Origin of the sequence: Azospirillum picis (genome assembly GCF_017876115.1) — a bacterium.
GTDB lineage: Bacteria > Pseudomonadota > Alphaproteobacteria > Azospirillales > Azospirillaceae > Azospirillum > Azospirillum picis.
On record NZ_JAGINO010000020.1, the window covers coordinates 60240 to 78837 of the forward strand.

13 protein-coding genes and 2 CRISPR repeat arrays are annotated in these 18598 nt (G+C 70.3%); all 13 genes read left to right on the plus strand.

What is annotated here, in order from left to right:
- Positions 1 to 93 precede the first annotated feature (93 nt).
- Positions 94 to 1752 carry a tetratricopeptide repeat protein gene (locus J2850_RS23055; protein WP_209986918.1) on the plus strand — a complete coding sequence of 553 codons (1659 nt, stop codon included), beginning with the start codon at positions 94 to 96 and terminating at the stop codon, positions 1750 to 1752.
- 118 nt (positions 1753 to 1870) lie between these two features.
- Positions 1871 to 3175 carry an MFS transporter gene (locus J2850_RS23060; RefSeq protein WP_246513406.1) on the plus strand — a complete coding sequence of 435 codons (1305 nt, stop codon included), beginning with the start codon at positions 1871 to 1873 and terminating at the stop codon, positions 3173 to 3175.
- 105 nt (positions 3176 to 3280) lie between these two features.
- Positions 3281 to 3568, plus strand: a complete 288-nt coding sequence (locus tag J2850_RS23065) for a hypothetical protein (RefSeq protein ID WP_209986921.1) — start codon at positions 3281 to 3283, stop codon at positions 3566 to 3568.
- A gap of 337 nt (positions 3569 to 3905) precedes the next feature.
- Positions 3906 to 4971: a CRISPR direct-repeat array (repeat unit 29 nt; unit sequence GGTTGCCCCGCACAGGCGGGGATAGACCC).
- A gap of 185 nt (positions 4972 to 5156) precedes the next feature.
- Positions 5157 to 7847, plus strand: a complete 2691-nt coding sequence (gene cas3, locus J2850_RS23070; protein ID WP_246513408.1) for a CRISPR-associated helicase Cas3' — start codon at positions 5157 to 5159, stop codon at positions 7845 to 7847.
- A gap of 141 nt (positions 7848 to 7988) precedes the next feature.
- Entirely contained in the window at positions 7989 to 8201 is a 213-nt protein-coding gene (locus J2850_RS23075) for a hypothetical protein (protein WP_209986925.1), read from the plus strand.
- Positions 8194 to 9846: a CRISPR-associated protein Cse1 gene (locus J2850_RS23080; protein WP_209986928.1), complete on the plus strand. Its 1653-nt coding sequence runs from the start codon at positions 8194 to 8196 to the stop codon at positions 9844 to 9846. The genes J2850_RS23075 and J2850_RS23080 overlap by 8 nt, the downstream gene beginning before the upstream one ends.
- Complete coding sequence (locus J2850_RS23085) at positions 9779 to 10441, plus strand: type I-E CRISPR-associated protein Cse2/CasB (protein WP_209986931.1); 663 nt, start codon at positions 9779 to 9781, stop codon at positions 10439 to 10441. Before J2850_RS23080 ends, J2850_RS23085 begins: the two co-directional genes overlap by 68 nt.
- Positions 10441 to 11571 carry a type I-E CRISPR-associated protein Cas7/Cse4/CasC gene (cas7e, locus tag J2850_RS23090; protein WP_209986934.1) on the plus strand — a complete coding sequence of 377 codons (1131 nt, stop codon included), beginning with the start codon at positions 10441 to 10443 and terminating at the stop codon, positions 11569 to 11571. Before J2850_RS23085 ends, cas7e begins: the two co-directional genes overlap by 1 nt.
- Positions 11568 to 12488, plus strand: a complete 921-nt coding sequence (gene cas5e / locus J2850_RS23095; RefSeq protein ID WP_209986937.1) for a type I-E CRISPR-associated protein Cas5/CasD — start codon at positions 11568 to 11570, stop codon at positions 12486 to 12488. Before cas7e ends, cas5e begins: the two co-directional genes overlap by 4 nt.
- Entirely contained in the window at positions 12485 to 13420 is a 936-nt protein-coding gene (locus tag J2850_RS23100) for a type I-E CRISPR-associated protein Cas6/Cse3/CasE (protein WP_209986940.1), read from the plus strand. The genes cas5e and J2850_RS23100 overlap by 4 nt, the downstream gene beginning before the upstream one ends.
- On the plus strand, positions 13420 to 14394 hold the full coding sequence (gene cas1e / locus J2850_RS23105) for a type I-E CRISPR-associated endonuclease Cas1e (RefSeq protein ID WP_209986945.1): 975 nt from the start codon (positions 13420 to 13422) through the stop codon (positions 14392 to 14394). Before J2850_RS23100 ends, cas1e begins: the two co-directional genes overlap by 1 nt.
- Complete coding sequence (gene cas2e, locus J2850_RS23110; RefSeq protein WP_209986948.1) at positions 14394 to 14714, plus strand: type I-E CRISPR-associated endoribonuclease Cas2e; 321 nt, start codon at positions 14394 to 14396, stop codon at positions 14712 to 14714. The genes cas1e and cas2e overlap by 1 nt, the downstream gene beginning before the upstream one ends.
- A 34-nt stretch (positions 14715 to 14748) precedes the next feature.
- A CRISPR array of direct repeats spans positions 14749 to 17157; the repeat unit is 29 nt; unit sequence GGTTCCCCCGCACATGCGGGGATAGACCC.
- Positions 17158 to 18077: 920 nt separating this feature from the next.
- The gene (locus J2850_RS23115) at positions 18078 to 18539 is read left to right on the plus strand and encodes a DUF4952 domain-containing protein (RefSeq protein WP_209986952.1); all 462 of its coding nucleotides are present in this window, start codon (positions 18078 to 18080) and stop codon (positions 18537 to 18539) included.
- Positions 18540 to 18598: the final 59 nt, after the last annotated feature.

Consider the following 18598-nt stretch of genomic DNA (forward strand, 5'->3'; position numbering starts at 1 on the left):
GAGGGCCGGTGCGAAAGGCTGTAGCCCTTCCGCTTTTCCGCTATGGTGCGCAAACCTTCCGCCACCCGTTCCCGCCGATCCGGAGCCGATGCGATGACCGACACGCCGCCCCCCACCCTGGTCGATGCGGCCAAGCGTTTCCGCAGCAACGATCTGGCCGGGGCGGAAGAGGTCTGCCGGGCGCTGCTGGCGGCCGACCCGCATGATGCCGGCGCCCTGCACCTGCTGGGGCTGGTCGCCGCCCACACCGACCATCCGGAGCGGGCGCTCGACCTGTTCGCCCAGGCGATCGCCGAGGACGGGGCCGACCCCTCCTTCCACAACAGCCGCGGCAGCCTGCTCTTCCAGCAGGCGCGGCCGGCCGAGGCGGAGGAGGCGTTCCGCGCCGGCCTCGCCCTCAACCCCCGCCTGCCGGAGCTGCACGGCAACCTCGGCAACGCGCTGAAGGCGCAGAACCGGCTGGAGGAGGCGGCCGACTGCTTCCGCGCCGCGCTGGCGCTGCGCTCCGAGTCGCCGGAGATGCACCATTTCCTCGCCGCCACCCTGCGCGACCTCGGCGCGCTGGAGGAGGCGGAGAGCCACTTCCGCCAGGCGCTGGCGCAGGCCCCCGACTATCTCGACGTCCACTACAGCCTGGCGGAGCTGCTGTCGACCGGCGGCCGGCTGGAGGAGGCGGCGGCCGAGTTCCGCATCGTGCTGGAGGCCGCCCCCCGCTTCGTCCCGGCGCAGGTCGGGCTCGCCCATGTGCTGCAGAGCCTGGACCGCGCCGGCGAGGCGATCGAGGTGATCGAGTCGGCGCGCGGGCAGGCGCCCGACCACCCGCTGGTGAAATTCACCCGCCGGCTGATCTATTCCAGCGCGGTGCCCGGCTGGCACCTGCCGATGATCAACGACTTCGAGCGCAACGAGGCCTACCGGCGCTCGCTGGAACGGGCGGTGACGCCCACGTCGCTGGTGCTGGAGATCGGCACCGGCTCCGGCATCGTCGCCATGATGGCGGCGCGGGCCGGGGCGAGGAAGGTGGTGACCTGCGAGGTCAACCCGATCCTCGCCCGCGTCGCCAAGGAGACGGTGGCCCGCAACGGCTATGCCGGCCGCATCGACGTGGTGCCGCGCCTGTCGACGCAGCTCACGGTGGGCGAGGGCGGCGACCTGCCGGAGAAGGCCGACGTCTTCGTGTCGGAGCTGATCAACATCGGCATGCTGGCCCCGCGCATGCTGTCGGTGCTGCAGCATGCCCGCACTCATCTGGTGAAGCCCGGCGGCGCCATCATCCCGCGCGCCTCCACCGTCTACGCCATGCTGGTCGAGACGCCGGAGCTGGCCCGCATCAACCCGGTGGAGACCATCGACGGCTTCGACATGGGCAGCTTCGACGTCTTCCGCTCGCCCGGCTACCAGCAGCTCGACCTCGGCGCCGACGCCCACACCCCGCTGTCGCGGCCCTTCACCGCGCTGGAGTTCGACTTCACCCGCAACATGCCGGAGGAGGGCGAGCGGGTGATCGACGTGACCGTCACCACCGCCGGCACCTGCCACGGCGTCGCCTTCTGGTTCGACCTCTTCATGGACGAGGAGGTGGTCTACAGGTCGGAAAGCCGGTCGCGCACCAACCACTGGAAGCAGGCGATGACCTTCCTGGAGAAGCCGATCACGCTGTCGGCCGGCGACCGCCTGCGCATCGTCGCCCGCTACGACAACAACCAGATCTCCTTCGGGGTGGACGGGCTGACGGGAGGCGGGCAGGGGTAGGCGGGCAAACGGCGGGCCGGCAAAACTATATGACCGCCAAACCCGTGTGAGACGTCCCTGAACCGGCTGCCGTCCTGCCGTCGCGGGAAGGACGGGTTTCCCTTGCGGAGGATCGGATTTGTCGACTGCGGTTGCCCTGCCGTCCGGGGAGGCCCCTTCCCGCCGCGCCATCGTCTCCTGGTGCCTCTACGACTGGGCGAACTCGGCCTACAACACCATCATCACCACCTTCGTCTTCGCGGTCTATTTCGCCCGCGGCGTGGTCGGCGACCCCGTCGAGGGCACCGCGCGCTGGAGTGCGGCGATGACCGTGGCCGGCGTCGCCATCGCGGTGCTGAGCCCGCTGCTCGGCGCCATCGCCGACCGCTCCGGCCGGCGCAAGCCGTGGATGGCGCTGTTCACGCTGGTGACCGTGCTGTTCACCGCCGCCCTCTGGTGGGTGCGCCCGGACCCGGCCGACGCCGGCTTCGCGCTCGCCTGCGTCGTCGTCGCCACCGTGGCGTTCGAGCTGGCCAACGTCTTCTACAACGCCACCCTGCCGGGGCTGGTGCCGCAGCGGCTGCTCGGCCGGGTGTCGGGCTGGGGCTGGGGCATCGGCTATTTCGGCGGGCTGGCCTGCCTGGTGCTGGCGCTGGTCGGCTTCGTCAAGGCGCCGGCCCCGCTGTTCGGGCTGTTCGGCCTGGAATGGGCCGACTGGGGGCCGCAGGCCGGCGTCCGCGCCACCGCCCTGCTGGCCGCCGGCTGGTACGGGCTGTTCGCGCTGCCCTATTTCCTGTGGGTGCCGGACGAGCCGTCGACCGGCCACGGCCTGCTGCGGGCGGCGCGCGAGGGGGTGGCGACGCTGGCCGCCACGCTGCGCGAGGTCCGGCGCTACCGCGAGGTGGTGCGCTTCCTGGTCGCCAGCGCCTTCTACCGCGACGGCATCAACACCATCACCGCCTTCGGCGGCCTGTTCGCCGCCGGCAGCTTCGGCATGGGCTTCGAGGAGATCCTGGTCTTCGCCATCGCGCTGAACGTGGTGGCCGGGGCGGGCGCCATCGGCTTCGCCTGGATGGACGACCGGGCGGGGGCCAGGCCGGTGATCCTGATCGCGCTGGCCGGCATGGCCGCCTGCGGCCTGCCGCTGCTTCTGGCGACCGACAGGCTGTGGTTCTGGGTCTTCGCGCTCGGGCTCGGGCTGTTCTTCGGCCCGGCCCAGGCGGCCGGCCGCTCGATGATGGCGCGGCTGGCCCCGCCGGGCATGGCGGGGGAGATGTTCGGGCTCTACGGCCTGACCGGCCGCTTCGTCGGCTTCTTCGGGCCGCTGCTGTTCGGACTGGCGACCCACCTGTTCGACAGCCAGCGCGCCGGCATGGCGACGGTTCTGGCTTTCTTCGTGATCGGCTTCGGGCTTATGCTGGCGGTCCGCGAACCGGCCCGCTGAAGACGGGGCCGCGCCACAGCGCCGCACACGAGAGCATTCGAGGGCAGAACTGTTACCTTCGTTTTTGCTGCGACGCACAAATGTCGAAGCCGAGGGATACGGACCATGCTGCACATCAAGGACATCGAGGCGTTCGCCCGCATCAACGAGGCGCTGAACGAGGACCCCGCCGCCGGATCGGCCAAGAGCGGCTCGGCCAAGGGCGGCTCGGCCAAGAACGGTCTGGAAGGCGAGGGAAGCCCTGACGCCGCCACCGGCGGCCCGGCGCATCCGGCGCTGGTGATGGCGATGCTGGCGACCGGCCGCCTTCCCCTCTCCGCCATGCCGAAGACCTCCGCTCCGTCGAGGCCGGAGATGCCGGCGCCCTGGGGCCGGCTGTTCCGCCGCTCCTGACCCGCGCCGTGCCGCTGCCGCCAGCGCTGCTGACACGCTGCTGCCAGGACGGCGGCTTGCGGATGCCTCACGCTTGCCTAGGGGTGCGCGCCGGTTTCCGCAGGGTTGGGGACTGGCCGTGAGGACGCGCCTTTGCGTGTTTTCCCGACTTTTCAAAGAGATAATTGCGGGTAAACGGCTGGCGCGGATAACTGCTTGAGGGCATGATTGTGCCCGACAGCGGGACCGACGGTGACCTTGTTCCCGGCGCTGCCCCATCCCCCACGCCAGAAAACGGCCGGGTCTGGGTGGCTGTTTCTTTGACAAAGTGAACAGAGTCAGTGCTTTACAAGGCAGAGGTTGCCCCGCACAGGCGGGGATAGACCCCCCCTCGCCGTCGTGCGCAAACTGGACCTCGAGGTTGCCCCGCACAGGCGGGGATAGACCCCGGTGCACCGCGGACTGCCGGCACCTCGAACGGGTTGCCCCGCACAGGCGGGGATAGACCCATCCGTCCTGGCTGGACGGTAAGCTCACCGAGGGTTGCCCCGCACAGGCGGGGATAGACCCCATCCCCGCACACGCAAAAGGTTTTGCCCGCGGGTTGCCCCGCACAGGCGGGGATAGACCCATCCAGGGCGCGCTGACGGATTTCGATCTGTCGGTTGCCCCGCACAGGCGGGGATAGACCCTATGCTCGCCCGCCGGCCCTCGAAACCCTGCGGGTTGCCCCGCACAGGCGGGGATAGACCCCGCGAACATGTCCAGCAGGAAAGACCGCATCGGGTTGCCCCGCACAGGCGGGGATAGACCCATGGGCTTGTTCGCGGTGTAGAAATCGCGGTCGGTTGCCCCGCACAGGCGGGGATAGACCCTTGTCATTTGCGGCATGATGTCCTTTGACAAAGGTTGCCCCGCACAGGCGGGGATAGACCCTCGGCGACGCTGATTTGCAGCGGCGTTTCCGCGGTTGCCCCGCACAGGCGGGGATAGACCCACCCCGGCGGCTGGGCAGTGGGACTACTATCTGGTTGCCCCGCACAGGCGGGGATAGACCCCACCATCGGCCGCGTGTCGGAGGCTTTGGCTGGGTTGCCCCGCACAGGCGGGGATAGACCCCAGATAGCCGCAGCAATCAGGCATCCGGAAAAGGTTGCCCCGCACAGGCGGGGATAGACCCTGAGCTAGGCTGCCGCATCCGCCTGCGCGAGCGGTTGCCCCGCACAGGCGGGGATAGACCCCGCGCCATCAAACCCAACCGTCTCATACCGACGGTTGCCCCGCACAGGCGGGGATAGACCCTGCTGCTGGACCTGGAGTGCCTGCAGGCGGGCGGTTCCCCCGCACATGCGGGGATAGGCCTATGGCGGACGCCTTGGACTCCTCGTACCGCCCGGTTGCCCCGCACAGGCGGGGATAGACCCTACGCGATGCTGCTCGCCAAGGGACCGTGCCCGGTTGCCCCGCACTTGCGGGGAAAATTCCCATCAAACTGTGCCCGCCCTGACCCCCGCACGCCCCCACCTCGTCCAGATTACCTCTTCCGCTTTGGTTGAAACGTGCTATCCATCCATCGTCTTGCGGTAACCGGATGATGGCGCAGGCTTCAATGGGCGGGAAACGGCGAGAACCCTGGGGAAAATCGGGAGAGCTGCCGGGCGACTTCCATCATCTCGCGCATCATTGCGCCGATGTCGCCGCCTGTTTCGAGGCCATCACGGCGCTTCCCACCATTCGCGCGCGCCTGGAGGCCGCCGCCGGCGCTCCGCTGTCGGCGCGTTGCCTCGCGCGGCTGACCGCCCTCGTCTTCCTCCACGACATCGGCAAGCTGCATCCTGGCTTCCAGGCCAAGGGCTGGCTGCCGGCCGAGCGGCCGGCGCTGCTGCGCGGGCATGTCGCCGAGGGGCTGGCTCTCCTGATGAGGCTATCGTCGCAGGGGGCCGGCGACGCAGCCCGCGTCCGGCTTCAGCTCGGCCTGCCCGACCTGGACTGGTGGGACGACCTCCACCCCTTCATCCTGGCGTCCCTCTCCCATCACGGCCGGCCGCTGGACGCACCGGCCGTGGCGACCGGCTGGGAAGCGGCCGCGCCATCGGGCACCACCTACGACCCGGCCGAAGGCGCCCGCATCATCGGCACCGCGATGCGGTCATGGTTTCCCGACGCCTTTGCCGGCAGCCCCGCCGCAGACAGCCCCGCCGCCGGCCTGTCGGCCGACGATGACGACAACCCGCCGCTCGCCCCCCGGCTCCAGCACCTGTTCGCCGGCCTCGTGGCGCTGTCGGACTGGCTGGGGTCGGACAGGGACTTCTTCGACTTCGAGGCGGCGTTCCGCGACGATTACATCGACACGGCCCGCGCCCGGGCGCTGAAGGCGGTGGCGGCGATCCGGCTCGACGTCGAGGCGATGCGCCGTCCGGCCGCCGGGCGCACCGGCTTCACGGCGCTCACCGGCTTCGCCGTCCCGGCCGCCCACCAGCAGGCGACGGCCGAGGTGCCGGCCGACCGGCGCCTCGTCATCCTGGAGGCGGAGACCGGGGCGGGCAAGACCGAGGCGGCGGTCTGGCGCTTCGCCCGGCTGTTCGCGGCGGGCGCCGTCGACGGCCTCTATTTCGCCCTGCCGACCCGGTCGGCCGCCCTCCAGATCCATGGCCGGGTGAACCGCCTGCTGGAACGGCTGACCGGGCCGGACGGGCTGAAGGCGGTGCTGGCGGTCCCCGGCTACCTCAAGGTCGGCGACGCGGTGGGCACGGCGCTGCCCCACTGGCGGGTGCGCTGGGACGACGAGGGCGAACGGGCCGAGGACGAGCTTGCCGCCCGCTGGGCCGCCGAAAACGCCCGGCGCTTCCTTGCCGCCCCCGTCGCGGTGGGAACCGTCGATCAGGCGATGCTGGCCGCCTTGCAGGTCAAGCACGCCCATCTGCGCGGCGCCTGCCTGTCCCGCAGCCTGCTGGTGGTCGACGAGGTGCACGCCAGCGACCGCTACATGGGCGAGATCCTGGCGAAGCTGCTGGACATCCATCTCGGTGCCGGCGGCCACGCGCTGCTGATGTCGGCGACGCTGGGGTCACGGGCGCGGACGCGCTGGCTTGGCGGCACGCGGGCACCGGATTTCGCCGCCGCGGTCGCCGCCCCCTATCCGGCGGTGTGGGCGGCCAGGGGAGCGTCGAAGGGCGCGGCCTCCGCCAGCCCCGCCGCGTCGCCCGCCGCGTCGCCCACCGCATCCGCCGACGATCCGCGGGCGCGCCGCAAGACGGTGGCGATGTCGCTGGCCCCCGGCTGGTCGGCACAGGAGGCCGCGGACCGCGCGCTGGCCGCCGCCCGGTCGAAGGCGAAGGTGCTGGTCATCCGCAACACCGTCACCGCCGCCGTGGCGACCTGGGAGGCGGTGCGCGCAGCCGGCGGTGACGACGTGTTGCTGCAACTTTCCAGCGGCCCGGCGCTGCACCACGGCCGCTTCGCCGCCGAGGACCGCGAGGCGCTGGACGACGCGGTGGAAAAGGCGCTTTCTCCGGGTCCCGAACGCCCCGACGGCGGCATGATCGTCATCGGGACGCAGACGCTCGAACAGTCGCTGGACATCGACGCCGACCATCTGGTCACCGACCTCTGCCCGGTCGACGTGTTGCTGCAACGGCTGGGCCGTCTGCACCGCCATGCCGGGGTGGCGCGCCCGACCGGCTTCGCCGCGCCCTCCTGCGTCGTGCTGGCGCCGGGCGACGGCCTGGAACCGTTGCTGGCCCCGCGCTTCGAAAACGGCCTCGGCGCCTTCCAGGCGGACAGCTCGCTGTCCGGGGTCTACATGGATCTCTCGGTGCTGGAACTGACCCGGCGGCTGGTGGCCGGCCAGGCGAAATGGACGATCCCCGACCACAACCGCCTGCTGGTCGAAAGCGCCCTGCACGAGGACCGGATCGAGGACCTGCACGCCGAGCTCGGCGGCGGCTGGAGCGCCTACCGCGACAAACTTCTCGGCATCATCGGCGCCATGGCCCAGGCAGCGCACGGGGTGGTGGTGTCGGCGAAGGCGCCCTTCGGCGAGGAGCGCTTTCCCGGCGACGATGCGGCGATCCGCACCCGGTTGGGAGCGGAGGGCGCGCGGCTGACCTTCCCCGCGCCGGTCAACAGTCCGTTCGGTCACCCGGTTTCCGCGCTGACCCTGCCCGCCCACTGGTCGCGCGGCCTCGACCCCGCCGCCCCGGTGACGGTGGAGCGCGATGGCGACGCCCTGCGGGTTGCCGTCGACGGGCGCCGATTCCGCTACGACCGCCGCGGCGTGACGAAGGAGGGCGGGAAGTAAGGGGAACGGAGCCAGAGGAAAATTCTGGGTTGAGCCTTGACGAGGGATGGCACGCCTCCGACCTTGGACTCATGCGGACCGCGCACACGTCCCTTAGGCAATTCAGACGTTCATCAAAATCAAACTCCCAGAGGCCCACCGATGATGCTGCGCTTCTCGTTCGAGGTTCATGTCGGTCACGTCAGCTTGTTCGTGTTGCTGGGCTTTCGCAAGCCCAACAAGGACGCTAAGGTTCTGCCTCCCCCGGACGATTCCGGGAATAGCCCGGTCTGCATTGAAAAGGGCTCGACTAAGGGCACGTTTCCCCCGCATTCGTGGGGTCAGGAGGCCGGCTGGGAGAGGGAGGATGACTAACCTCCTCACCCAGCCCGTCTTCACCCTGTCCCACGCCGGGCGGGCGACCAGCCGCGCCACCCTGCCGGGCGTCATGGCCGCTCTGGCCACCGATGCGGTGGACGGCTTCCCGGCGCTGCGCCCATTCCAGGAACCGTCCTGGCACATGGCCCTGGTGCAGATCGCGGCCATCGCCCTGCACCGGGCGGAGCGCCCCGACCTGCCGCCGGACGAGGAGTCCTGGCGGGACCTGCTGCGCGCCCTGACCACCGGCTTTCCCGATGACGAGCCCTGGCGGCTGGTGGTGGCGGACGGCGGCAAGCCGGCCTTTTTCCAGCCGCCGCTGCCGCCGGGGACGACGCTGCGCAATCTGGTGGAGACGCCCGACGCCATCGACCTGCTGATCACCGCCAAGAACCACGACCTGAAGCAGGCAGTGGCCCATGACGCCGGGGCGGAGGATTGGGTGTTCGCGCTGGTCTCCGTCCAGACCGGCGACGGCTACGGCGGCGCCGGCAACTACGGCATATCGAGGATGAATGGCGGATCGTCGTCGCGGCCGCTGCTGGGCCTGGCCCCGGCCGGTCCCGGCAAGCTGATGACCCCGCGCCCCGGCGCCTGGTTCCAGCGCGACGTCCGGGCGCTGCTGGCGGCCCGTGCCGACGGGCTGGACGGCATCGACCCGGCGCTGTTCGCCGAGGAGGACGGCCATGCGCTGCTGTGGCTGCCGCCCTGGCCGGAGGGCGAACAGCTCCGCCTGTCGCAGCTCGACCCCTGGTACGTCGAAGTCTGCCGCCGCATCCGCCTGGAGCGGGCCGGGGACCGCATCCTCGCCCGCAAGGGAACCTCCAAGGCGGCACGGGTGGCCGCCAAGGACCGCAACGGCGTCGTCGGCGATCCCTGGGCGCCGGTCCACAAGACCGAGAACAAGAGCCTGACCCTGTCGGAGCGTGACTTCAGCTATCGCCTCCTGAGCGACCTGCTGTTCTCCGGCGACTGGGTCCTGCCGCTGCTGGCCCGGCCCACCGCGCGTGAGCCGGCCAGAACCTCGTTCCTGCTGGTCGCGGCGGCGCTGGCGCGCGGCAACAGCACGACGGATGGATTCAAGCGCCGCGACCTGCCGCTGAACGGCCGCATCGCCCAGGCGATGGCCGACGCGCAAGGACGGCTCAGGCTCGCCGACCTCGCCAAGCGGCAGGTCGAGGAGATCCGGATGTTCGACAAGGCGCTGCGCGGCGCGCTGGCGCTGGTCGCGGCCGGCGGCGATGCGGATACCGTCGCCAAGGAGCATTTCGCCCACGCCAAGCCCGCCGCCCTCGGCTTCGACCGCGCCGCCGACGGCCTGTTCTTCCGCCATCTCTGGGACCGGTTCGAGGCGCAGGCGGCCGACCGTGAGGCTGCCTGTCATGCCGCCTTCGCCCGCGACCTGTGGGCGGCGGCACAGACGCAGTTCGAGGCGGCGTTGCCCTCCATCCCCTGCCACGCGCGTTTCCGGCCGCGGGCCGAGGCGCGGGCGCGCCGCCGGCTGTGGGGCGACCGCGACCTGCGCACCCATTTCCCCATCCTGTTCGACGCCCCGGCCGGAAAGGGGGACCCTGATGCAGACGATGCCAATGCAAACCATGCCGAAGCAGAACACGCTGACCTCGACCATGCCGACGCTTGATGAACCCGTGGCGAAGATCGCCAACCGCCTCCTGGCGCTGAAGCCCGGCTCGCTGGCGGAGCTGCGGCGCATGGAAGCCGAAAGCGGCGCAGGAACGCCTGAGTTCTGGCGTCTTGCTGCCGAACTGGACCTGCCGCAGGAGAGGAGCGACACATGGATGCGGATCGTCCGCATCATGGCGATCCTGTCGGACAAGGGGGCGCCTGGAACACGCAAGACCCTGCATGACCGGCGGCGCCCGCTCGGCGCCGCGCTGGCCGACGGCGGCGACCGGGACTGGAAGCCGCCGCCCGGCGAGGAGCCTTATCCGGTGCTGTCGGAGGCCCGCCTCACCCGTTTCCTCGCCCTGCCGGCCGGCCGGCGGGCGGAGGCTCTGGAACGGATGGCCCGCGCGCTGGCCGGCAGCCGCCGGCCCGGCCACGGCCTGGACTGTACCGACATCGCCGCCCTGCTGCTGGACCCCGCCGATCCGCGGCCCGTGCGCAAGCTCGCCCGCGCCTATTACAACCGCCTCGACGGTGCCCGGCCCCGCGCCGGGAAGGCCGAAGCCGGCAAGACCGAAAACGACAAGAACGAAGAGGAAGGAGCCGCCTGATGACCAGCCCCCGCTTCCTGCAAATCCACACGCTGCACAGCTACACCGCCGCCCTGCTGAACCGCGACGACACCGGGCAGGCCAAGCAGCTTCCCTATGGCGGCACCCTGCGCACGCGGATTTCCTCGCAATGCCTGAAGCGGCACTGGCGGATGGCCGACGACGTCCATGCCCTCTCCCGCATCGACGGTGTGGAGGAGTCCTTCCGCTCGCGCGAGCTGGTGACGAGGCTGGTGATCGACCCGCTACGCGACCGCTTCCCCGACGCCGCCGCCGCGCTGGAGCCGGAATTCCAGAAGGCGGTCTATGGCGAGAAGGCCGACAAGGGCAAGCAGAGCCGCCAGACCCTGCTGCTCGGCGCCCCCGAACTGGCGTGGCTGGCGCGCGAGGCCGAAGGGCTGGCCGCCGCGGCCCGCAACGACGCCAAGGCGGCGAAGGCCGCCGCCGCCGACTGGCTGAAGGGCTTCAAGGACAACATCAAGGCGCTGCGCGAGGCGACGGCGCTGCCCGGCGGGCTGGCCGCCGCCCTGTTCGGCCGGATGGTGACCTCCGACCCGGCGGCCAACATCGACGCCCCGATCCATGTCGCCCATTCCTTCACCGTCCATGCCGAGGAAAGCGAGATCGACTATTTCACCGCGGTGGACGACCTGAAGCGCGACGCGGACGAGGCCGGCGCCGACACCATCCAGGAAACCGAACTGACCTCCGGCCTCTATTACGGCTATGTGGTGATCGACCTGCCGGGTCTGGTCGCCAATTGCGGCGGCGATGCCGCCCTGGCCGGCCGCATCGTCCACAACCTCGTCCATCTGATCGCCGAGGTGTCGCCGGGGGCCAAGCTCGGCTCCACCGCCCCCTACGGCCGGGCGGAACTGATGCTGCTGGAGGCCGGCGACCGCCAGCCGCGCAGCCTCGCCGCCGCCTTCCGCAAGGCGATCCCCCACGACCTCGACGCCGCGGCGGCCAGCCTGTCCGACCACCTCCGGCGGATGGACGAGGCCTACGCGACCGGCGAGGCGAGGCGCCACCTGTCGCTGGCCGATGGCGCCCCGCCCGCGTCGGACCGCGGATCGCTGGTCGATCTCGCCGCCTGGGCGCAGGCTCAAACGGTCGGGGCGGCGCGATGAGCGGCGATCCGGCCGACCTGGACCGACCTGCGGACCATCCCCCCGGCCATCCCCCAACCAATTCCCCCGGCCATCCCCCCAACCATCGCTGGCTGGTCCTGCGGCTGGAGGCGCCGCTGGTCGCCTTCGGCGGCGTGACCATCGACGCGGTGGGGGTGACGCGCGACTTTCCCGCCGCCTCGATGCTGACCGGCCTGTTCGCCAACGCGCTCGGCTGGTCGCGGACCCAGGTTGCGGCGCATCAGGCGTTGCAGGACCGTCTGGTCTTCGGCGCGCGCTGGGAGCGGCGGGACCCCGCCGGCATCCTCACCGACAGCCAGAACGCGCAGCTCGAAGCACGGGAGCGCGGCTGGACCACCCGCGGCCGGCCGGAGGAGCGCGGCGGCGGCGGGCTGGGCATCCACCGCCGGCGGCGCGACTACCATCCCGACGCCTGCGTCCGGCTGGTGGTCCGGCTCGGCCCGGCGGCGCAGGCACCCGATCCCGCCGCTCCCGACCTCGACACCCTGGCGGCGGCGCTGGTCCGGCCGGCCCGGCCGCTGTTCATCGGCCGCAAGCCCTGCCTGCCCAGCCATCCGATCTGGAAGCCGGGGGCGGAGGTGACGGCGCCGACGGTTCATGCGGCGCTGGCCCTGCTGCCCCCGCTGGACCCGCCCCTTGATCCTCCCCTTGACCCGTGCCTTGACCCGTCCCTGGAGCAGCCGGATGAGGCCCGGACGGCCGCCCCGCCCTGGCCGGCGCTGTGGCCGGTGGGCGAGGGGCCGGAAACCGGCGACGGGGTCGACCGCGTCATCGCGCTGGCCGACCTGCGCAACTGGCGCACCGGCCTGCATGGCGGCACCCGTCTGGTGGTGGAGGGGCGGATCGGCCCCGCTCCGGCGGCGCTTGCCGCGGCTCCCGACGGGGGGACGCCATGACGGCGGCCCTGCACCTGATCCGCCTGCCCGTCGATGTCCGGGCGCTGTCGCGCTGGGCTGCCGAACGCCGGCTCGGCCAGACCGACGGCGGCGGTTTCGACGATGGCCGGGCGCTGCACCATCTGCTGTCGGAAACCTTCGGCAAGGGGCGGCTCCAGCCCTTCCGGCTGCTCGTCCCGCCCGGACAGGCCGGCGGGGGCGGCCGGGGCAGCCTGTACGCCTATTGCCGCGCCGATGCCGCTGCCCTGCGCGACGAGGCCCATGCCGTCGCTCCGCCGGAACATCTGGCCGTGATCGATCTGGCGGCGCTGGCGGACAAGCCGATGCCAGACGACTGGCGCGCCGGCCGCCGGTTGGGCTTCGAGATCCGCGCCCGCCCGGTGCGCCGCCTGCTGGCGCCGCTGCCCGGCGAACCGGCCGAAGGGCCGGGTGAAGGGCAGGAAAGCGGCCAGGGAATCGGGCAGCGAAGCGGACCGCCCGCCCGCCCCTTCGCCAAGGGCGACGAGGTGGACGCTTTCCTGGTCGCCGCCCTGCGCCGCTCCCCGGACGGCGGCGGCAAGGGAACCGCCGCGGCCGATGGCGATGGAACGGCTCTCAGCCGCGAAGCGGTCTATGCCGGCTGGCTGGCCGAGCGGCTGGCCGGGGCGGCCACGCTGACGGCGGTGCGGCTCGCCTCCTTCCGGCGCCATGCCGCCAGCCGCAAGGGGAACCGGCGCGGTGCGGTGACCCTGGACGGGCCGGATGCGCTGCTCCAGGGCGAACTGGAGGTCGCGGATCCCGCCGCCTTCCGGCTGGCGCTGGAAAAGGGGGTCGGGCGCCACCGCGCCTATGGCTTCGGCATGCTGCTGCTGCGCCCGGCTTCTGCCGAGCGGTTGGGGGCCGAGCGATTGGAAGCCGAGCGGGGCGTTGAACGGGCGTCGGAGCGGGCTTGATGCTGGTCGGGCGGCTCGGGCTGGAAAAGGCCCGCATTCCTCATTCCGACCGGCACGGCCTGCTCTGGCTCGACCGTGGCCGGCTGGAGGTGGAAAGCGGCTGCCTGCGCTTCGTCACCGCGGGGGGCGGCGAGCTGGCGGCCGGCGACTACCAGATCCCGCACCAGGGCGTGTCGATCGTCCTGCTCGGCCCCGGCTCCAGCGTCACCCACGATGCGCTGCGGCTGCTCGCCCGCCACGGCTGCGGCCTCGTGGCGATCGGCGAGGGAGCGGTGCGCGTCTACACGGCACCGCCGCTGATGCCGGACAGTTCCGCCGCTGCACGGGCGCAGGTGACGCTGTGGGCCGACCGCGACACGAGGATGGAGGTGGCCCGCGCGATGTACGCGATCCGCTTCGGCGAGATCGTCCGCACCCGTGACATCGAGAGCCTGCGCGGCCGGGAAGGGGCGCGGATCAAGGAGAGTTACCGTCTGGCCGCCCAGCGCTACGGCGTTCCCTGGCGGGGCCGCGACTATGACCGCGCCGCGCCGGACTCCGCCGATCCCGCCAACCAGGCGATCAACCACGCCGCCACCACCATGACGGCCGCCGCGTCGGTGGCGGTGGCGGCGGTTGGGGCGATCCCGCAGCTCGGTTTCGTCCACGAGGATTCGGGCCAGTCCTTCGTCCTCGACATCGCCGACCTGTTCCGCCACGACGTGACCCTGGACATTGCCTTCGGCGCGGCGAAGGAGTCGATGACGTCGACCGACTCCATCGACCGCCTCGTCCGCCGCCGCGCCGCCCGGCTGTTCCGCCAGAAGGCGGTGATCCCGACGATGATCGACCGCATCAAGACGCTGCTGCGACTGTCGGGGACGGATGGCGATGGCGGTCCCGACGGCGGCCCCGACGGCGACGGCATCGGGGATGGCGGCAGCGATGGCAGTAGGAGTGGCAGCATGTCTGGCAGCAGCCGGGAGGCGGGCTGATGCCGATGGTGGTCGTCGTCACCCGTGACGTCGAAGACCGCTACCGCGGCTTTCTCGGATCGGTGATGCTCGAACTCGCCCCCGGAGTCTACGCCCACCCACGCATGAGCGCGGGCGTGCGCGGGCGGATTTGGTCTGTGCTGGCCGACTGGTACGGGTCTTTGAACCGCGGCGCCATCATGATGACCTGGGCGGACCGCAGCGCCGACGGCGGCCTTGGCCTCGCCAGCCTCGGCAACCCGCCCAAGGACATCGTGGCCCATGACGCTTTTCTTCTCGTCCGCCGCCCCTTACGGGGCCAGTGGCGGCAGGTTCTTTGACAAAGTGAATGAAGTCAGTATCTTACGTGGCAGAGGTTCCCCCGCACATGCGGGGATAGACCCTGTCGGTTTCTGCGTCCCAAGCGCCGCCATGAGGTTCCCCCGCACATGCGGGGATAGACCTCTTGAGCTTCCCATTGTCTTCCTCCAACCCACGGTTCCCCCGCACATGCGGGGATAGACCCCTGCGCCTCGTAGCCGTCGGGCAGGGCGATGCGGTTCCCCCGCACATGCGGGGATAGACCCCAGTCGGCGACCTCCTGACCGGCCCGCCCGGCGGTTCCCCCGCACATGCGGGGATAGACCCTCGTCGTCAGAGAGAGCCCGGTCCCTTGGCTCGGTTCCCCCGCACATGCGGGGATAGACCCTACGCGCGGGACTTCAGCGACGCTTCGGAGGCGGTTCCCCCGCACATGCGGGGATAGACCCGGCGAAAATATGCCGGTGGCTATCAAGGAAGCGGTTCCCCCGCACATGCGGGGATAGACCTGTCGGCGACGTATGGGGCGTGGACCAACTCAAGGTTCCCCCGCACATGCGGGGATAGACCCGTCGGCAATCCGCCGACCGACGCGGAATGGCCGGTTCCCCCGCACATGCGGGGATAGACCCTCGGGGGACACGATGACGACGTAGTCCTGAGCGGTTCCCCCGCACATGCGGGGATAGACCCTCCTGGCCCAGCCGCAACATCCGCTGCTTCCCGGTTCCCCCGCACATGCGGGGATAGACCCTGGAGTGCGTCAAGGCCGCCCTTGGTCATCCCGGTTCCCCCGCACATGCGGGGATAGACCCCCGGGCGACGTGGTAGCCAGAGCCGCAAAGGTGGTTCCCCCGCACATGCGGGGATAGACCCCAGCTTGGCGTGGCTGCCGGCATGATCGCCGGGGTTCCCCCGCACATGCGGGGATAGACCCTGACGGACGCGCTGTTGACGCTGGTGCGCCAGGGTTCCCCCGCACATGCGGGGATAGACCCTGATCACACCGTGACCACGGTCACGCTGCGGCGGTTCCCCCGCACATGCGGAGATAGACCCCACTTGCGGCTCAAGCCGGCCGTAGTGCCGTCGGTTCCCCCGCACATGCGGGGATAGACCCCAGGCTGGCGGCAGCCGGCAGGACCAGAGCGCGGTTCCCCCGCACATGCGGGGATAGACCCCGCTCACCCCTGAGTAGAACAAAATAGGAACAGGTTCCCCCGCACATGCGGGGATAGACCCATGGCGCGGTAGACCTCGCTGACCTTGAAGCGGGTTCCCCCGCACATGCGGGGATAGACCCGTGACGATAAATATTTTGATATCTGTGTAGACGGTTCCCCCGCACATGCGGGGATAGACCCTGGAATTCAAAACGAGTCCGATCAACTTGAAAGGTTCCCCCGCACATGCGGGGATAGACCCAGTCAGACCCAGCACTCCAAGAGGCAAAGAAAGGTTCCCCCGCACATGCGGGGATAGACCCCAGCCGGAGAGCGTCAAAGCGATTGCCCGTCAGGTTCCCCCGCACATGCGGGGATAGACCCCGATCGGCCACGCCCGCGCATTCCTCCACCACGGTTCCCCCGCACATGCGGGGATAGACCCGAGAAGTACCAGCGAAAGCACCGGCATCATCAGGTTCCCCCGCACATGCGGGGATAGACCCTTCTTAGAACGCTTCGTATCCACGCGGATTAGGGTTCCCCCGCACATGCGGGGATAGACCCCTCATCCGGATACACACACGATGCCGAACCGCGGTTCCCCCGCACATGCGGGGATAGACCCGAATGGTTCAAGGGCACCCTGTCAGAAGCGAAGGTTCCCCCGCACATGCGGGGATAGACCCAACGCCAAAGCCCGCGTGAAGTCCTTCATCGAGGTTCCCCCGCACATGCGGGGATAGACCCAAGCTGGCGGGTGACATGGCGCAGGCTGGCGTGGTTCCCCCGCACATGCGGGGATAGACCCGTTATCGGGTGCCGATGCTGGCGACAGGTCAGGGTTCCCCCGCACATGCGGGGATAGACCCTTAATCCAATCAATGTTGAAATGTTGAGTGGCGGTTCCCCCGCACATGCGGGGATAGACCCGACGCGGTCGTGATCGATCAGATCCGCCACGCGGTTCCCCCGCACATGCGGGGATAGACCCCTCCCTTTCATCGACCGCACCGTCTGGCCTGAGGTTCCCCCGCACATGCGGGGATAGACCCCAGTCCGGATGCGTGGGCCGCGCGCCAGGGCCGGTTCCCCCGCACATGCGGGGATAGACCCGCGCTCGACCTGACCGAAGGCACGGTCAAGGTGGTTCCCCCGCACATGCGGGGATAGACCCACAGCGCCACCGGCACGGAGGGCGTTGAAGGCGGTTTCCCCGCACATGCGGGGATAGACCCGGGACGGCGCAGTGGACCAAGCGGCACATGCTGATTCCCCCGCACATGCGGGGATAGACCCGCCAAGGTGGTGGCGATGCGCCCCCTGCGTTCGGTTCCCCCGCATATGCGGGCAGGGCAATCGCATATGGCGATAATCGCCCTCTCCTGGGACGGGAGAGGGAGCCATATGCGATAGCCGTGCACATGCGGGGATAGACCCTGGGTTGTCGTCTCCCCGACTGCCCTGACGATGGTTCCCCCGTACATGCGGGGATAGACCCTTCCGGCAAGTCTCTTCGGTCAGTTTCCGGGCGGTTCCCCCGCACATGCGCGGATAGACCCCTCGCCGGCTTGATGATATGGGAAGCCGAGCCGCTTCCCCTGCACATGTGGGGATAGACCCCGGCGACCTGCTGTTCCCGAAACAGCCGCGCTGGTTCCCCCGCACAAGTGGGGATAGTCCTTGCCACGGCGCGTGCCACGGCGAATGCTATGGGTTTCCCCCGCACATGCGGGGATAGGGTCCGCCCAGGACGGCCCATGGTTCATGCCCGCCGGTTCCGCCCGACGGTGCATGGACGCAATGGGTGGTGCGACAGTTGCTCCCGCCTTCCTCCTCCTCTGGATGGGGAAGGGACCACCGCCGGCTTTCCGGACAGGCATTCACACCCGTCCACCCGGCGGTGCCGGGGGGCTTTCCCAAGCCGATGCCTGCCCTAGGCGGTGGCACCCGCCGGGGAGGCCGACCGTCCGGGACGCCGGGACGAGCCAGCCGTCTTGGTCACGACGTGCCATCGCCGGTCCCTGCTATCTTCGGCCTTGCGGCATGGTCGGCCGATGCCGTGGGGACCGTGGGGGGTGGCAGGGGCCGAGCCGGGCTCGGATCGGCTGCGTGGGATCCATCCCCCCTCCCATGCGGATCGCGGCAGCCGCGCCGGGACCATGCAACAGCAACTTGCCTCGACGGCTCTTCAGGGTGACGGATGTGCGGGACGGACGAATGAAGCGGACCCTTCGGGCCGGCATGGCGTGCCTGGTGGCTTGCGTTGCCGTCGCTGTCGGCGTTCCCGACCTCTCCGGTGCCGCGGCGCCTGTGCCAGGTCTCACGGCGCAGGATTGCGGAGACTTTCTTGCCGGGAATTCGAAGAAGCCTCCCAACCTCGTCTATGACGGATGCCTCTATCTGCCCGACAGGCAAGGCAAGCCGCTCCAGGCGACCTACCATGTGCAGGGGCGTTTCGCCGCGCGCGTGGAATCCTATTTCGTGAAGACCGTCGGGATGGACGCCTTGAAGCGGGTATGCTGCCAATGGAGTTCCAGGCCGACGCAGTTCACGGGCAAGGCGGGCGCCGAATTCTCGATCACGATGTCTTCAGGCGAAACCATCGTCGGCAGCCGGTCGGAATGGGCGAGCATTCCTCGTTTCGAGATCGTCGTGGAGACCTTTACCGAGGAGATTTGACGCCGCGCCGGAGGGGCCGCGCGGACGCGCATGGCCGCACCCGCCTGATGGTGGAGGGG

What these genes read in the sequence shown, in the direction of transcription:
- J2850_RS23065 (WP_209986921.1), top strand. Translation starts at nt 3,281, where the DNA reads ATGCTGCACATCAAGGACATCGAGGCGTTCGCCCGCATCAACGAGGCG.
- cas3 (WP_246513408.1), top strand. Translation starts at nt 5,157, where the DNA reads ATGGGCGGGAAACGGCGAGAACCCTGGGGAAAATCGGGAGAGCTGCCG.
- cas5e (WP_209986937.1), top strand. Translation starts at nt 11,568, where the DNA reads ATGAGCGGCGATCCGGCCGACCTGGACCGACCTGCGGACCATCCCCCC.
- J2850_RS23085 (WP_209986931.1), top strand. Translation starts at nt 9,779, where the DNA reads ATGCAGACGATGCCAATGCAAACCATGCCGAAGCAGAACACGCTGACC.
- J2850_RS23080 (WP_209986928.1), top strand. Translation starts at nt 8,194, where the DNA reads ATGACTAACCTCCTCACCCAGCCCGTCTTCACCCTGTCCCACGCCGGG.
- J2850_RS23115 (WP_209986952.1), top strand. Translation starts at nt 18,078, where the DNA reads ATGAAGCGGACCCTTCGGGCCGGCATGGCGTGCCTGGTGGCTTGCGTT.
- J2850_RS23075 (WP_209986925.1), top strand. Translation starts at nt 7,989, where the DNA reads ATGATGCTGCGCTTCTCGTTCGAGGTTCATGTCGGTCACGTCAGCTTG.
- cas1e (WP_209986945.1), top strand. Translation starts at nt 13,420, where the DNA reads ATGCTGGTCGGGCGGCTCGGGCTGGAAAAGGCCCGCATTCCTCATTCC.
- cas7e (WP_209986934.1), top strand. Translation starts at nt 10,441, where the DNA reads ATGACCAGCCCCCGCTTCCTGCAAATCCACACGCTGCACAGCTACACC.
- cas2e (WP_209986948.1), top strand. Translation starts at nt 14,394, where the DNA reads ATGCCGATGGTGGTCGTCGTCACCCGTGACGTCGAAGACCGCTACCGC.
- J2850_RS23055 (WP_209986918.1), top strand. Translation starts at nt 94, where the DNA reads ATGACCGACACGCCGCCCCCCACCCTGGTCGATGCGGCCAAGCGTTTC.
- J2850_RS23100 (WP_209986940.1), top strand. Translation starts at nt 12,485, where the DNA reads ATGACGGCGGCCCTGCACCTGATCCGCCTGCCCGTCGATGTCCGGGCG.